This window comes from Leucobacter coleopterorum (assembly GCF_011382985.1).
GTDB classification, from domain to species: domain Bacteria; phylum Actinomycetota; class Actinomycetes; order Actinomycetales; family Microbacteriaceae; genus Leucobacter; species Leucobacter coleopterorum.
In genome coordinates, this window is the sequence record NZ_CP049933.1 from 1540545 (window position 1) to 1554750 (window position 14206).

The window sequence follows — 14206 nt, forward strand, 5'->3', positions numbered from 1 at the left end:
CCTGGCTTAGGCCCGAGGTGAGCTGCTGTGCCGCGAGCTAAACGAACGAAGTCCGCGTTCGAGGTGCCACTGTGTGTGCGCGGCGGCAATCCCCGCGGCCTGGCCGCGTTCTCTTTCGGTCGAGTCACTCGCGGTCTCCCAGTCCCCCGCCAGCAGGGCTGCGAGCAATCGAATGCTGCCGGGATCGAGTCTCGGCGATCCTGCCTGGCGACAGTTTTCGCAGACAACCCCACCGAGCTGTACCGCGACTACGGTGTGTGGCCCGGGCGCGCCGCATCGCACACACGCGTCAAAACCGGGGGTCCATCCCGCGAGTCCCATCGCTCTGAGCAGAAACCCGTCACGCACAAGCTCAGCCGGAATGTTGGCGGCCGCGAGTGTGCGAAGTGCGCCAACAAGCAGCGCGTACTGCTCTCGCGATGGGCCACCCTCGGCGATGCGCTCGGCGGTCTCGACGATCACACTGCCGGCGCGGTAGCGGTCGTAGTCGGCGCTGATGTTGGGGCCATAGGCTCCGAGGGTCGAGGCCTGCGTGATTGTGTCGAGCGTGCGGCCCTCGTAACACTGAATGTCGGCGACCATAAAGGGTTCAAGACGAGCACCGAACTTAGACGAGGTACGCCGCACACCCTTTGCGACCGCCCGAAGCAGTCCGCGACCACGAGTGAGCAGGGTGACGATGCGATCAGCTTCACCCAATTTATGGGTGCGGATCACAACGCCTTCTTCGCGGTAAAGAGGCATGAAGCCAGTATCTCGCACTCAGTTGCGAGGCCCGCGGCGGGCGCCCGACTTTTGTTCCGCTTCGCGCCAGGCGCGCTGCGCGGGGTTTCCGTTCCCGGGGCGGCACCGCGACCGAGGCGATCGGCCGATCCCCCTCTTCCCAGGTGCCAGGCATGGGTGATGGCGAGCGCCAGCGCGTCGGCGGCGTCCGCCGGCTTAGGGGGTGCCGCGAGGCGCAAAAGTCTCGTCACCATCGTGGTGACCTGAGACTTGTCTGCCGCCCCATAGCCCGTGACCTGTGATTTCACCTCGTTGGGTGTGTAGAGCGCGACCGGAATGCCGCGTTGCTCGGCGAGAAACATGACGACCCCGCTGATCTGCGCGACGCCCATCACACTTGGCAGGTTCTGCTGGGCGAACACGCGCTCAAGAGCAATGCCGTCGGGTTTTTCGCCGTCGAGCAGGCGCTGGATCGCGGAGCCGAGCAGCAGCAGCCTCTCTGGTGTGCTCGCCGAGGCCGGGCTGTGCAGCACCTCGACGTGCTCGAAGGTGACACGCCGCCCGGCTTCAGAGGTGACGATCCCGACCCCAAGTCGTGTAAGGCCGGGATCAATCCCGATGATGCGCATCGGTAGCGGCTACTCGTCGTTGGCGAGTTCCGCCTGCACTTCGGGGGTCAGGTCGAAGTTCGAGTACACGTTCTGCACATCGTCGCTGTCCTCGAGGGCATCGATAATGCCGAAGACCTTGCGGGCGGTCGCGGCGTCGATCTCAACCTTCAGACTCGGCACAAACTCGGCGTCGGCGGAGTCGTAATCGATGCCGGCCTCGACGAGTGCGGTACGAGCAGCGACAAGCTCGGAAGATTCAGTAATGACCTCGAACGCCTCGCCATTGGGAGTGAGGTTGACCTCTTCAGCACCGGCATCGAGCACCGCGTTCAGCACGTCGTCTTCCGTGGTACCCTCGGCGGGAACTGTGATAACACCCTTACGCGCAAAGTTGTAGGCAACACTTCCGGGATCCGCGAGTGTGCCGCCGTTGCGGTTGAGCGCAGTGCGCACCTCGGCAGCCGCACGGTTCTTGTTGTCGGTCAGACACTCGACCATGAGAGCGACACCGTTCGGGCCGTATGCTTCGTACATGATGTTGAGGTATTCAACAGCGTCGCCGTCGAGGCCCGCACCACGCTTGATCGCGCGATCGATGTTGTCACCCGGAACCGAGTTCTTCTTTGCCTTGTGCACGGCATCGGCGAGAGTCGGGTTACCCGCGAGGTCGGCACCCCCGATGCGGGCCGCAACCTCGATGTTCTTGATGTACTTGGCGAACGCCTTGGCACGGCGGCTGTCGATAATCGCCTTCTTGTGCTTGGTCGTTGCCCACTTGGAGTGTCCTGACACGGGAGCTTCCCCTTTTCTGAAGTGTGTTGTTCGCTGAATCGAGTCTAGACGCGAGCCGCTCAGAGCTTGCGTTGAATGCCGTGCGGCGAGTTGTGCTAGGGATGCGGCCAGGCAGCCGCGAGCGACGCGCGCACATCTCCAAGCAGCTGAGGCAGGGCCTTTGTCTTCGCGATGATCGGAAAGAAATTGGCGTCTGACGACCAGCGCGGCACGATGTGCTGGTGTAGATGTGAGGCAACCCCCGCACCCGCAATGGCACCCTGGTTCATTCCAATATTAAAGCCCTGGCAACCCATGACCTCGCGTGCAACCCGCATAGCAGTCTGCGTGAGAGCCGCAATTTCGGCGACCTCTTCGTCGGTTGCCTCGTCGTACAGCGAGACGTGGCGATACGGGCACACGAGCATGTGGCCGTTGTTGTAGGGGAAAAGGTTCAGCAGCACGTAAGCGGTTTTGCCGCGAGCAACGATGAGAGCATCCTCGTCACTGCGATGTGATGCCTCGCAGAACGGACAGTCGCTGTGATCGGGCTGGTGGTGATCCGCGACGTACACCATGCGGTGTGGCACCCACAGCCGCTGCATGTCGTCGGGATCACCGACGGCAGCCGTCGTGCTGAGGTCTTCTACTCCGTCCACGCCGTCGACACCTGCTCGTGCATTTCGATCGACTTCACGATCCGCTCGACAGCCTCAGCTACCGGCACACCGTTGAGCTGGGTGCCGTCACGGAAGCGGAAGCTCACGGCACCGGCCTCGCGATCTTCTTCGCCCGCAATCAGCTGGAACGGCACCTTGGCCTTCGTATGATTGCGAATCTTCTTGGGCATGCGGTCGTCGCTGTGATCAACCTCGGCGCGCACCCCGCGGGCTCGCAACTGGGCGATTACCTCGTCAAGATAGTCACCGTATTGCTCAGCGACCGGGATCCCGACCACCTGCACGGGTGACAGCCAGACGGGGAATGCGCCCGCGTAGTGCTCAAGCAGAATCGCGAAGAAGCGCTCGACGGAACCGAGCAGCGCGCGGTGGATCATGATTGGCTGCTTGCGCGTACCGTCAGCAGCGGCATATTCAAGCTCGAACAGCTCCGGCTGGTTGAAGTCGAGCTGCACGGTCGAGAGCTGCCAGGTGCGTCCAATGGCGTCGCGAGCCTGGACGGAAATCTTGGGGCCGTAGAAGGCAGCACCGCCGGGATCGGCAACGAGTTCGAGACCGGACTCTTCGCCCACCTGGCGCAGCGTCTCGGTGGCCGCTTCCCACTGCTCGTCTGAGCCTACAGACTTTTCGGGATCCCGCGTCGAGAGCTCGAGGTAGAAGTCATTGAGTCCGTAGGCGCGCAGAGTCGCAAACACAAACTCAAGCTGGCGCTTGATCTCGTCTTTGACCTGCTCGTCGGTGACGTAGATGTGGGCGTCGTCTTGGGTAAGGCCGCGTACGCGGGTGAGACCCGAGAGGGTGCCGCTCTTCTCGTAGCGATACACGGTACCGAACTCGGCGAGGCGGAGTGGAAGCTCGCGGTAGCTGCGGGCACGCGCGCGGTAGATGAGGTTGTGGAACGGGCAGTTCATGGGCTTCAGGTAGTAGTCCTGGCCCTGCTTGGTCACGTTACCTTCGGCGTCAGCAACCTCGTCGAGGTGCATCGCCGGGAACATGCCGTCTTTGTACCAGTTTAAGTGCTGGCTGGTCTCGAAGAGCGTGCCCTTGGTGATGTGGGGGCTGTTGACGACCTCGTAGCCGTTCTTGAGTAGCTCGTCGCGCATGTACGACTCGATCTCGTGGCGGATGATGCCGCCACGAGGGTGGAAGACGGCGAGGCCGGATCCGATCTCGTCGGGGAAGCTGAAGAGATCCATCTCAACACCGAGCTTGCGGTGGTCGCGCTTCGCGGCCTCCTCAAGACGGGTCTGATAGGCGCGCAGCTCGTCTTTGGTTGGCCAGGCTGTGCCGTAGATGCGCTGCAGCATGGGGTTCGCTTCGCTGCCTCGCCAGTACGCACCCGCGCTGCGCATGAGCGCCCAGCCATTGCCGAGCATGCGGGTATTCGGAACGTGTGGGCCACGGCAGAGGTCTTTCCAGCAAACCTCGCCGGTCTTGGGGTCAACGTTGTCGTAGATGGTGAGTTCAGCGCCGCCAACCTCAACGCTCTCGTTATCGTCGCCGGTGTTGCCACCTTTGAGGCCAATCAGTTCAAGCTTGTAGGGCTCGCTTGCGAGCTCGGCGCGCGCCTCGTCTTCCGTGACAACACGACGAATGAAGCGCTGACCCTGCTTCACAATCTTCTGCATCTGGGCAGAGATCGCCTTGAGATCCTCGGGCGTGAACGGCTCAGCCGGATCAAAGTCGTAATAGAAACCATCGGTGATGGGCGGCCCAATGCCGAGCTTTGTGTCTGGGTTGATCTGTTGCACCGCCTGCGCGAGCACGTGGGCTGCGGAGTGGCGCAGGATGCTGAGACCGTCAGCGGAGTCGACCGTGATCGGCTCAACGGTGTCTGTATCTGTCACCTCTGCGGCGAGATCGCGCAGTTCACCGTTGACGCGCATGGCGACAATCGAACGGTCGGTAAACAGGGAGAATCCGTCTGCCACGTGGCACACTCCTTCAAAGCGAGTGAACACGGCACCTTGGCACTGCCTTGGGGCGTTGCATCGAATACTGCCGTGTTCAGGGTTACGACGTAACGATCCTACTGGGTCGAGGTGGTGGAATCTTCCGCGCGCTCACGCAAGACGCGGCGTTTGCCGGCCCAGAGCCACAGCACGCTCCCAATGATTGGGAGAAGTACGATCAAGACGATCCAGCGGCCGGCCCTAAGTGCCGTCATCGAGCTCGCAACCTTACTCATTGAAATGACCGCAATGAGTGCCAGTACCAGATGGCTTACGACGAAGATGCTCCAGATGAAATCAGTCATGTGGTGGGCGATACCGGACTCGAACCGATGACCTCTTCCGTGTGAAGGAAGCGCGCTACCAACTGCGCCAATCGCCCGTACGCGCTGGCTCGGGATCTTTCGATTCGCCACCTGCGCTGACCGGAACGATCCTACACGGATTCAGCGCGCACGAAAAATCTACTCTTCGGGGCGAGTCGTTACGGGGGCGAGATCACTGTTGAGTTTGCCTGCAAGCTCGGAGCTGACCTGTCCCAGCTCCTGAAGTTGTTTACGCAGGTCGTTGTAGTGATCGATGTCCGCTTGCAGGTCGGTGAGGGCTGCTTGCAGCGCGGATCGTCGCTCAGACAGCTCTGCGCGGATACGATCGAACTCGTCAGGGGTTTCCGAGAATTCGAACCGCTCGTTGCGTGCCCGAAACTCCGCCGCATCGAGGTTGAACTGCTTGACAGCAGCGTCGTAGCTGAGATTTCGCTGCTCGACATCTGCACGCAGGGACGACATTTCACTCTGCAAATCTTCGGCGCGATCCTGAAGTCCGATGAACACCGAGTGGTACGAGTCGAAAACGTCGACGAGTGCGCCGCGATCCTTAAACCAGGTGGCGTAATGCGTGTTGAGCCAGGTGGGTAAGTCTCGTACTTCGGTGCCCAGAACTGAGTTCAACTCATTCGCAAATGCGGAGTCTGAGAGGTGCGAGTAAACGCTCATGCGGTCAACAAGTTCAGGATTGTTGGTGCTCATCACGTCGTACTCGTTGAGTAGCTTCTCTGAGTACGCGGTGCGGTCGCCGTCGCTGAGGCGCGAAAAAGCCGCGTGGAGCAGTTCGTGCGCGGCAGTAACCTCGACAATTCCGCGCACTCGCTTGTCGGTCACGTCAAACAGATGGATACGATCCCCCGTGAAACATCCAAGAACGTGCCCCTCTTCCGAGTGATCAACGTTGGCGCACTGCTCATTGAACTTCTGGCTGCCATCAACCGTGGGATGCGATGCCAGAAAGACACGCTTACCCGTCGGGGTGAGTTGAAGTGCCTTCATGACCTCGACAGTGCGAGTCGACGGGTCAAAGCTTGAGGCGCTGAAATGATCTTGGATGTCTTGCCTGTGAGCAAACGCGACTATGAGCGCAATAACAACCATGACAAAGGCAGATATGCGCAGTGCCCGCTTGGCACCCCTGCGCGACTCCGTCCCCATCACTCCACAGTATCCGTCAAGCTCATTCAATGTTGGCAAAATAATCGCCTGGTTCAAATTGTTACAGCAATTTGAGGCAGACAGGGCGGCACGCCCGAACACTCACGCCGAATTTGCGAGGTCCAGGCAAGTCCCCTATAGTCATTTGGGTACACGGAAACGTGCACAAGCGGATGTAGCGCAGTTGGTAGCGCATAACCTTGCCAAGGTTAGGGTCGCGAGTTCGAGTCTCGTCATCCGCTCGAATGGATCGGTTCGCCGAGCCATGATGTGGTGTAAATCACTGCGGTGGCGTGGCCGAGAGGCGAGGCAGCGGCCTGCAAAGCCGTATACACGGGTTCGAATCCCGTCGCCACCTCTCTATAACTAAATAAGCCTTAACTGGCGCGATTGGCGCAGCGGTAGCGCGCTTCCCTGACACGGAAGAGGTCACTGGTTCGATCCCAGTATCGCGCACGAACAAGACCCGGCTAGCGCCGGGTCTTTTTGTTGTGCACAGCTTCGGCCGGGCTCTTTGTGTGTGCAAGATACTAGTCACTGGTATGCGCGAACGACCTTCCTGCCGAGTCACCCGGGTCGTCGCTCAGGCGTGCAGCACTCGCAGAGCTCGAAGGCACCCGATACCGACGAGAGCCCCCGATAATCACACGTCGGTATCCAGGGACCTCGTCGGTATCGGGCGCACTCGCCAATCTCACGAAGAATGCGGACCCCAGATCACGCAAACGCTGGCGCGTTTGCTCTGAAGAATCTGCGCCGTGGCAGGATTTGAGTTTGTGGCAGAAGCAGGCGACAAACGTGCAATGAAACGATGTGGATCTGCCCACCGAATTTGCTCGTGTCGCCGTTTCATCAAGCGGAAATGCTGCAGAGGACGCCACCCCCAGAGGGAAGAATGGCGCTAAGTAAAGTACCGCAACGATAATCGTGCCACCACTTCAGAACTAACAAACACAGAAATGGCTCTGTCTCTCTTGTTGGAGCGACAGGGCCATTTCTTTTGTGGTGAGAGTGTGTATGCCCACAACAAAGTCCGAATCTCGCGAGTGTATCGACCCGCATACATCTAGCGTTGTTGACATGATTGTTACCGGACTTGATTCCCAACAGCTGGCCGAGATGCGTACTTCGGGGCTTGACCATGGCCAGAACGCCGTGGAGCCGTTCACCGATCTCGAAGGCGGTTGGCCGCTGCGCTGCTGCCTAAGTGACTCAGTGGTGGGAGATAAACTCGCGATTGTCGCTTGGAACCCCTTCCCCTGGCGAGGACCTTTCGCTGAGACCGGGCCCATAGTGGTCCATGTCGAACTTTGCGACTCGCGCGAGCACACCAGAGTGCCTTCTCAGTTCGAACACCGTCGACAGCTTGTGCGTCCCTACACCTTGGATCATCGCATTGCGTACGACCTGGTGACTATCGTTGAACCCACTGAATCGCTCGGAGACGCGCTCAAACATCTCGTTCGCCGAGACGATGTCGAGCGTGTCATCGTACGCAACGTACTTGCCGGTTGCTACAGCTTCACAGCTGTGCATCATTCCTGACGGTCGGCGGCGACTGGTCGGCCCAAACATCCACTATGTTGGTGTGATGCGCCCGCTTGCGGGCAACGACAGGCACAGAAAACGGGCCACAAAGGAGTAGCCAATGACCGCTCAGCCCAAAAGATACGCACTGATCGGTGCTGGACCCACGGGCCTCGCCGCGGCCCAGAAGATGCTCGCGAAGGGCGTTATATTTGTTGGGTTCGAATCGTCGGACGGCGTGGGTGGACTCTGGGACATCAGCAACTCCCGCAGCACGGTCTACGAGTCGGCGCACCTCATCTCTTCCCGCACAACAACTGAGTTCGCAAATTTCCCGATGAGTAAGGTGCGTGCCGACTACCCCAGTCACCGCGAGCTCAAGCAATACTTCGACGACTTCGCTGATGCATTCGATTTGCGCGAGCACTTTCGCTTCAACACCACGGTCAACGCCGTCACTCCCGAAGGCAACCGCTGGCAGGTCAAGTATCAAGACGAACATGGCGAGCACACAGACACATTCGACGGTGTGATCCTCGCCTCCGGAACCCTTGCGCACCCAAACAGGCCGAAGCTCAAGGGCACCTTCGACGGCGAGTTGCTGCACACCGCCGACTACAAACATCCGCGTGTGTTCGACGGCAAGCGTGTTCTGCTCATTGGTGCGGGTAACAGCGGCTGCGATATCGCGGTCGACGCGGTGCACTACGCCAAATCGGTCGACATGAGTGTGCGCCGTGGTTACTATTTCGTGCCCAAATATATGTTCGGTAAGCCGACCGACACACTCACTCAGGGCAAGCCACTCCCCGTCCCATCAAGCAGGCCGTAGACTCGCGCTTGCTCAAAGCCTTCACTGGCAAACCCGAGCGCTTCGGCTTCCCGAAGCCCAAGTACCGCATCTACGAGTCTCACCCGGTGGTCAACACCCTCATCTTGCACCATGCGGGTCAGGGCGACGTGAAGATCCGGCCCGACATCACTCGCGTCGAAGGACACACGGCTCACTTCGCAGACGGATCCCGAGCGGACTACGACCTCGTGATGCTCGCGACCGGTTATGTGCTCGACTACCCCTACATTGACAAGACTCATCTCAACTGGATCGGCGCTTCTCCCAAGCTCTACCTCAACATGTTCAACCCGAGTTTCAACGGCATCTACGTGCTCGGCATGATCGAGGCGTCAGGCATCGGGTGGGAAGGTCGTGCCGAGCAGGCCGAGTTGCTCGCAAGCTATTTGGCGGGGATTGACGCGCAAGACGGCACAGCCGAGCTGATTCGGGATCGCGCCGCCGCTCCCTGGCCCGATCTCACCGGCGGATACCGCTATCTCGGACTCGACCGCATGTCGTACTACGTCGATAAACACACCTACCGCACCACCGTGAAGACGCTGACCGCCGAGCTCACGAAGAAACGCGCAGAAGCATCGGCTCCGGGGCGCACCCTGGTGGAGCAGTCATGAACATCGACGAGGCTGCGGTTAACTTCACACCGGGCTCGCTGATCGCGCTCGGTGCGGTACTCGCGTTCGTGATGTTCGGGATCGCGCTCGACACCAAGGTGAGCGACTTTCGACGCGCGCTTCAGAACCCCAAGGCGATTATCGTTGCGATTGCAGCCCAGTTTTTGCTGCTGCCGGCGATCACGTTTGGACTCACCATCTTGCTGGGGCTATCAGCCTCGGTTTCGCTGGGCCTGATCCTCGTTGCCTGTTGCCCGCCCGGCAACGTCTCTCAGGTGCTCACCTATCGCGCTAAGGGCGATGTGGCGCTCTCTGTGTCGATGACCGCAGTCTCAAACGTGATCGCCATCTTCGTCATGCCAGCGAACCTTGCTTTTTGGGGTGGGCTGCATCCAACCGCGCACGAAATTCTCAAGACGGTGCGCCTCGAACCCCTGCAGATGCTGATCGAGATAGCCCTCATTATCGGTGCACCATTTGTGCTCGGCCTCTTGATCGCTCACCGCTGGCCGCGCTTTGCCGCGAAGGTGCAGCCCTGGGCAAAACGGCTCAGCCTGCTGGCGCTGCTCGGATTTGTGCTGGCGGCCCTGCTGGGAAATCTGCAGCTCTTTATAACCTATATCGGGCTGGTGCTGGTCGCGGTGTTTCTGCATGAAGCGATTTCGTTGGCGCTTGGCTGGGGTATTGCCCGCGGGTTCGGGCTACCGCCCAAAGCAAGGCGAGCGATGGCCTTTGAGTTGGGCATCCGCAACGCCGGACTGGGCCTCGGCCTTGTGTTTACCTTCTTTGGAGGGCTCGGTGGCATGGCCGTTGTGGCGGGCTGGTGGGGCATCTGGGATATTATCGCGGGCCTGATCCTCGCGACGTTTTGGGCGCGTTACAGCACACGATCTGAGGCGCGCAGAGTTGCGCAGTCGGAGGTGCCAGCGTGAATGCTGAGGCATTGCATGCCGAGGATACAAACACCGAGTTGACGGGGCGCCGTGTGCTTATTACGGGTGGCAACGGGTTTTTGGGACGCTCCGTTATCGAGCAACTGTGTCGTGGGGGCAGGATCGCCGGCGTTGAACACGTGGTCAGCGCAGATATTCGCCTGCCCGCCGACGGTGACCGGATCCCAACCGTGAGTTATGAGCTTTGCGACGTGACGGATGCGACTGCGCTGCCTCCGCTGTTGCGTAAGCACGGGATCACGACCGTGATCCACCTCGCCTCGATCGTGAACCCGGGCAAACAGACAACCGAGGCGCAGGAGTACGCGGTCGACGTCACCGGAAGCCGAAACACAATCGACTCCTGCCTCGCTGAGGGAGTGCAGCGCATCATCGTGTCTTCGAGCGGGGCGGCCTACGGGTACCATGCTGATAACCCGAGTGGCTTACCGAGGCGGACCCGCTTCGTGGCAACGACGAGTTTTCGTACAGCAAGCACAAACGCCTGGTTGAAGAGATGCTTGCTGAGTGTCGCGAGCAGCATCCCGAGCTTGAGCAGAGCATCTTCAGGATCGGCACGATCCTCGGAGAGGGGTTGCAGAATCAGATCACGGCCCTGTTTGACGCGAAGCGGGTGCTCGCGATTGCGGGCAGCGACTCCCCCTACGTGTTTATTTGGCACAGCGACGTGGCGACGGTGCTCGCAAAAGCAGTGACGAGCCCGGTTACCGGCATCTTTAACGTGGCGGGAACGGGCGCTCTCACGATCCAGAACATTGCCGCTCGCATGGGTAAGCGCAATCTAACGCTGCCGGCCTGGCTGCTATCGGTCGGACTCACTGTGGCACACGCGGTTAGGCTAACCCCGCACACGGCTGCCCGCGTGAACTTTGTGCGTTACCGGCCCGTGTTGAGCAATACGGCGCTCATAGAACGCTTCGGTTACACCCCGAGCAAAACGTCGGCGGAAGCCTTTGAGGCTTTCTGGGCGAGCCGTCCTCAGAAGCACTCGGACTAGCCCAGCCCAACGGCCCGCATCTCGTCGTAAGCGGCAAGCGCGGATACGCGCGTTTTGCGCAGATCGACAATCGGCGTGGGGTACGACGCACCAAACAGCGTCTCGGCCTCGGGGGCACGCTTGCCCGCAACTTCCCCTCAAATTCAGGGACCCAACGCTGAATATAGTGAGCCTCGGGGTCAAACTTCTTTGCCTGCGTCTCCGGGTTGAACACCCGAAAATAAGGGGCCGCGTCCACCCCGCTGCCGGCAACCCACTGCCAGTTTCCCGGGTTGCTCGCCTCGTCGGCGTCGACGAGAGTGTCCCAGAACCAGGCTTCACCGATGCGCCAGTCGACCAAAAGGTTCTTGACCAAAAAACTGGCAGCGACCATTCTGACCCGGTTGTGCATGACGCCCGTGTGCCACAGCTCGCGCATGCCCGCGTCGACAAGAGGAACGCCCGTTTGCCCCGTCTGCCAGGCTTCCAGTTGTTTAGAATCAGGATCCTTCCAAGGAAACGCGTCAAACTCGGGACGCACGTTCTGGTCACGAAGACGGGCATGTAAAACAGGATGCTGGCGTTGAACTCGCGCCACCCGATCTCGCTCAAGAACTTCGCTGCGTTGTCGAGCGATTGCCCGGAGAGCAGGGTTCGCTTTGCCAGGTCTACGGCGTGCCAAACCTGGAATGGGCTAATCTCACCAAACCGCAGGTGTGGGCTGAGCATCGAGTTCACCGCTTCGGAGGGTTCGTCGCGACGGTGGTACGAAGCCAATCCAATCTCAAGAAACGTGCTCAAACGATTCAGGGCACCCTGCTCCCCCGGCTGCCAGGTCTCGCGTAACCCTGACGCCCAGTCGGGATTCCCTGGCAAGAGGTTCCAAGACGACAGATTATCGCTGGCAACGTGTGTCGTCGGTGTTGTGATTTGCTCTGGTGCGGGTAGGGGTGCACGCGGCACCGGTCTACTCAGGCAAGCGCGCCAGTAGGGTGTGAAGACTCGAAACGGAGTGCCCGATCCCGTGCTGACTGTCCAGGGTTCGTGAAGCAGGTTCGCTTGAAAGCTGTGCGCGTCGATTCCTGAGACGTGCAGTCGCGATTTGATGGCGCCGTCGACGGCGCGGGCGTTTGTGTAGCGGCGATTCCAGTAGACCCCGGTCGCGTTCACCTCGTGCGCGAGTTCGGGAATCACCGACGCCGCATTGCCACGGCGCAAGACCAACTCGCATCCGATCGCGCGCAGCCTTGAAGCCAGTGCGGTGAGCGAGTGGTGTAACCACCACCGCGACGCGCCTCCCAGGGGCCGGGGTGCGTTCGAATCGGGTACGGACTGGTGTGCCTCTTTAAATTCCAGGCCGTGCGACGAATTCTGGGCCGGCAATGGGTACTCCGTGGCGTCGGACTCTTCGAGCACATACACGACAACAACCGCACCCTGCTCGCCTGCGGCCTGAATACCAGCGATCAACGCGGGGTTGTCTTCAAGCCTGAGATCGTTGCGCAGCCACACCAAGCTCACGGTTGGACTGTCGGGTTTACTCACCGTTTTTGGCTCCTGCGGCTTGAATGATTCGGTTTGCCATACCGCTAAAGATTATGCCGTGGAAGGGAAGAATGGAAAACCAGTAGAGCCTGCCAAACAGTCCGCGTGGAAAGAAGATGGCGCGCTGTTGGTATCGACACCCTTGGCCATCGTCACTAGGCTCGGCGCTTAGTTCAAGCCAGGCCCGCCCAGGAACCTTCATCTCCGCGCGCAGACGCAGGAGGCGCCCACGGTCTAGACCTTCGACGCGCCAGAAGTCGAGCGCTTCGCCAACGAACAGCGTGTTGGGGTCTCGCCGTCCGCGCCGCAGGCCCACTCCTCCGACAAACTTGTCCATCCAGCCCCGCAGCGCCCATGCTAGCGGAAAAGAATACCAGCCGCGTTCCCCTCCAATGCCCTCGATGACACGCCAAAGCTGATCAACCGAGGCGTCGGACTCCCGACTGCGCAGATCGGTGTACACGCTGTGCCCTGCCCAGTCGGGATCGCTGGGCAGCGGATCGCTGGGAGCTCCGGCGACAGAGGCGTTTTGCCAGCTCGTCACGACCTGACCGTCACGCATCTTGCCGAGTGCGAGACGCACCGCTTGGCGGTACCCAGTGCGACCGCCGCCGGGTTCGGGAATGAGTGCATCAAGATCTCGCTCCCGTACAACGCAGCTGTGCTGGAGCGACTCAACGAGTGGGCCCGCCAGGCTGTGCGGGATTGGCGTGACAACATTTACCCAGTGCGCGGCGAGTCGCGGGGTGAGTACCGGCAGAGCAAGGATCAAGCGCTTGGGCAGCCCCGCTTCCGCGGCGTAGCCGTTCATGGCATCCGCATAGCTCAGCACATCAGGGCCTCCGATGTCGAAGGTCCGGTTTGTGCGCGCGTCAATGTCCAATACATGCACGAGGTAATAGAGCACGTCACGGACCGCAATTGGTTGCACGCGATTTCTTACCCATTTTGGTGCGGGCATCCACGGAAGCACGTCGGTCAGGTGCCGGATCATCTCAAACGAAGCGGATCCTGAACCGATGACCACCCCCGCCTGCAATACAACAGCCGGAACCGTCGACTCCAAGAGCACGTTACCCACCGTCGTGCGGGAACGAAGGTGCGGTGAGAGTGGCCCGTCGGGGTGCAGCCCGCTCAGGTAGACGAAGCGTGCGACACCGGCGGATTCCGCTGCCGCCACGAAGTTGGTCGCGCACTCTTGTTCGGTGCCAGAAAAGGTCTTCCGGCTAGCGCCAGGACCCATCGAGTGAACAAGATAGTAGGCAGCGTCGACGTCCTTGAATGCGGCAGAGAGTGCTGCGGGATCAAGCAGGTCCCCCTTGAACACCTCGACGTCAGAAGCCCAGGGAATGTCTCGTAGACGGTCCGGGTCGCGCACGAGCACTCGCACACTGTAACCAGCTTCAATCAACAACGGAACCAATCGTCCGCCAATGTATCCACTCGCGCCTGTGACCAGGATCTTGAGTGGGCTCCCATCATGCAGCGCCGTCATGTAGGTAGTTTAGAGTCGACAA

13 protein-coding genes, 4 tRNA genes and 3 pseudogenes are annotated in these 14206 nt (G+C 60.4%); 9 read left to right on the forward strand and 11 right to left on the reverse strand.

Translation table 11 applies throughout. The annotated features are described in order from the left end of the window. Nucleotides 1-6: 6 nt before the first annotated feature. From recO to G7066_RS07225, 8 genes and pseudogenes are all read right to left on the reverse strand, one after another. Entirely contained in the window at nt 7-744 is a 738-nt protein-coding gene (gene recO / locus G7066_RS07190) for a DNA repair protein RecO (RefSeq protein WP_166330072.1), read from the reverse strand. Between the two features lie 18 nt (nt 745-762). Then, nucleotides 763-1352 (reverse strand): annotated as a pseudogene (gene ruvC / locus G7066_RS07195) (crossover junction endodeoxyribonuclease RuvC). Between the two features lie 9 nt (nt 1353-1361). After that, nucleotides 1362-2126 carry a YebC/PmpR family DNA-binding transcriptional regulator gene (locus tag G7066_RS07200; protein WP_166330077.1) on the reverse strand — a complete coding sequence of 255 codons (765 nt, stop codon included), beginning with the start codon at nt 2124-2126 and terminating at the stop codon, nt 1362-1364. A gap of 95 nt (nt 2127-2221) precedes the next feature. Further along, nucleotides 2222-2710 (reverse strand): HIT family protein, encoded by a 489-nt coding sequence (locus G7066_RS07205; RefSeq protein WP_166331962.1) that lies wholly within the window; start codon nt 2708-2710, stop codon nt 2222-2224. 41 nt (nt 2711-2751) lie between these two features. Next, complete coding sequence (thrS, locus tag G7066_RS07210) at nt 2752-4716, reverse strand: threonine--tRNA ligase (protein ID WP_166330079.1); 1965 nt, start codon at nt 4714-4716, stop codon at nt 2752-2754. 98 nt (nt 4717-4814) lie between these two features. Further along, entirely contained in the window at nt 4815-5042 is a 228-nt protein-coding gene (locus G7066_RS07215; RefSeq protein WP_166330081.1) for a PLDc N-terminal domain-containing protein, read from the reverse strand. Nucleotide 5043: 1 nt separating this feature from the next. Beyond that, nucleotides 5044-5119, reverse strand: a tRNA-Val gene (locus G7066_RS07220). An 82-nt stretch (nt 5120-5201) separates the two neighbouring features. Continuing rightward, nucleotides 5202-6221 carry a hypothetical protein gene (locus tag G7066_RS07225; RefSeq protein WP_166330083.1) on the reverse strand — a complete coding sequence of 340 codons (1020 nt, stop codon included), beginning with the start codon at nt 6219-6221 and terminating at the stop codon, nt 5202-5204. A 169-nt stretch (nt 6222-6390) separates the two neighbouring features. Between G7066_RS07225 and G7066_RS07230 the strand changes: the two genes are divergently transcribed. The 9 genes and pseudogenes from G7066_RS07230 (at nt 6391) to G7066_RS15970 (ending at nt 11165) form a co-directional block, all read left to right on the forward strand. Then, nucleotides 6391-6463, forward strand: a tRNA-Gly gene (locus tag G7066_RS07230). A 45-nt stretch (nt 6464-6508) separates the two neighbouring features. Beyond that, nucleotides 6509-6579: transfer RNA gene (locus G7066_RS07235), tRNA-Cys, on the forward strand. A gap of 26 nt (nt 6580-6605) precedes the next feature. Further along, a tRNA-Val gene (locus G7066_RS07240) sits at nt 6606-6677 on the forward strand. 624 nt (nt 6678-7301) lie between these two features. Continuing rightward, entirely contained in the window at nt 7302-7766 is a 465-nt protein-coding gene (locus G7066_RS07245; RefSeq protein WP_166330085.1) for a DUF1203 domain-containing protein, read from the forward strand. Between the two features lie 103 nt (nt 7767-7869). Continuing rightward, complete coding sequence (locus tag G7066_RS16965) at nt 7870-8580, forward strand: flavin-containing monooxygenase (RefSeq protein ID WP_280116257.1); 711 nt, start codon at nt 7870-7872, stop codon at nt 8578-8580. A gap of 8 nt (nt 8581-8588) precedes the next feature. Beyond that, the gene (locus G7066_RS16970; protein WP_280116258.1) at nt 8589-9215 is read left to right on the forward strand and encodes an NAD(P)/FAD-dependent oxidoreductase; all 627 of its coding nucleotides are present in this window, start codon (nt 8589-8591) and stop codon (nt 9213-9215) included. Further along, nucleotides 9212-10147: a bile acid:sodium symporter family protein gene (locus G7066_RS07255; RefSeq protein ID WP_166330087.1), complete on the forward strand. Its 936-nt coding sequence runs from the start codon at nt 9212-9214 to the stop codon at nt 10145-10147. The genes G7066_RS16970 and G7066_RS07255 overlap by 4 nt, the downstream gene beginning before the upstream one ends. Before the next feature lie 53 nt (nt 10148-10200). Further along, nucleotides 10201-10527, forward strand: a pseudogene (locus tag G7066_RS15965) (NAD-dependent epimerase/dehydratase family protein); the annotation flags it as partial. 137 nt (nt 10528-10664) lie between these two features. Then, a complete protein-coding gene (locus G7066_RS15970) occupies nt 10665-11165 on the forward strand; it encodes a Rossmann-fold NAD(P)-binding domain-containing protein (RefSeq protein ID WP_244303441.1) in 501 nt (166 codons plus the stop codon). Here the strand turns inward: G7066_RS15970 and G7066_RS17460 are convergent. The 3 genes and pseudogenes from G7066_RS17460 to G7066_RS07270 all read right to left on the reverse strand — a co-directional run bounded on the left by G7066_RS17460 (nt 11074) and on the right by G7066_RS07270 (nt 14184). Beyond that, nucleotides 11074-11742 carry an FAD-binding domain-containing protein gene (locus G7066_RS17460; RefSeq protein ID WP_341873880.1) on the reverse strand — a complete coding sequence of 223 codons (669 nt, stop codon included), beginning with the start codon at nt 11740-11742 and terminating at the stop codon, nt 11074-11076. The two genes, G7066_RS15970 and G7066_RS17460, sit on opposite strands and share 92 nt — an antisense overlap. 398 nt (nt 11743-12140) lie before the next feature. Beyond that, nucleotides 12141-12689 (reverse strand): annotated as a pseudogene (locus tag G7066_RS17465) (deoxyribodipyrimidine photo-lyase); the annotation flags it as partial. After that, nucleotides 12682-14184 carry an SDR family oxidoreductase gene (locus G7066_RS07270; RefSeq protein WP_166330089.1) on the reverse strand — a complete coding sequence of 501 codons (1503 nt, stop codon included), beginning with the start codon at nt 14182-14184 and terminating at the stop codon, nt 12682-12684. The gene G7066_RS07270 and the pseudogene G7066_RS17465, both read right to left, overlap by 8 nt. Nucleotides 14185-14206 lie beyond the last annotated feature (22 nt).

Excerpts from the sequence above, each read along its gene's own strand:
- G7066_RS07225 (WP_166330083.1), bottom strand. The coding sequence starts at position 6,221 with ATGGGGACGGAGTCGCGCAGGGGTGCCAAGCGGGCACTGCGCATATCT.
- G7066_RS16965 (WP_280116257.1), top strand. The coding sequence starts at position 7,870 with ATGACCGCTCAGCCCAAAAGATACGCACTGATCGGTGCTGGACCCACG.
- G7066_RS15970 (WP_244303441.1), top strand. The coding sequence starts at position 10,665 with ATGCTTGCTGAGTGTCGCGAGCAGCATCCCGAGCTTGAGCAGAGCATC.
- G7066_RS07255 (WP_166330087.1), top strand. The coding sequence starts at position 9,212 with ATGAACATCGACGAGGCTGCGGTTAACTTCACACCGGGCTCGCTGATC.
- G7066_RS07215 (WP_166330081.1), bottom strand. The coding sequence starts at position 5,042 with ATGACTGATTTCATCTGGAGCATCTTCGTCGTAAGCCATCTGGTACTG.
- recO (WP_166330072.1), bottom strand. The coding sequence starts at position 744 with ATGCCTCTTTACCGCGAAGAAGGCGTTGTGATCCGCACCCATAAATTG.
- G7066_RS07270 (WP_166330089.1), bottom strand. The coding sequence starts at position 14,184 with ATGACGGCGCTGCATGATGGGAGCCCACTCAAGATCCTGGTCACAGGC.
- G7066_RS07205 (WP_166331962.1), bottom strand. The coding sequence starts at position 2,710 with ATGCAGCGGCTGTGGGTGCCACACCGCATGGTGTACGTCGCGGATCAC.
- G7066_RS07245 (WP_166330085.1), top strand. The coding sequence starts at position 7,302 with ATGATTGTTACCGGACTTGATTCCCAACAGCTGGCCGAGATGCGTACT.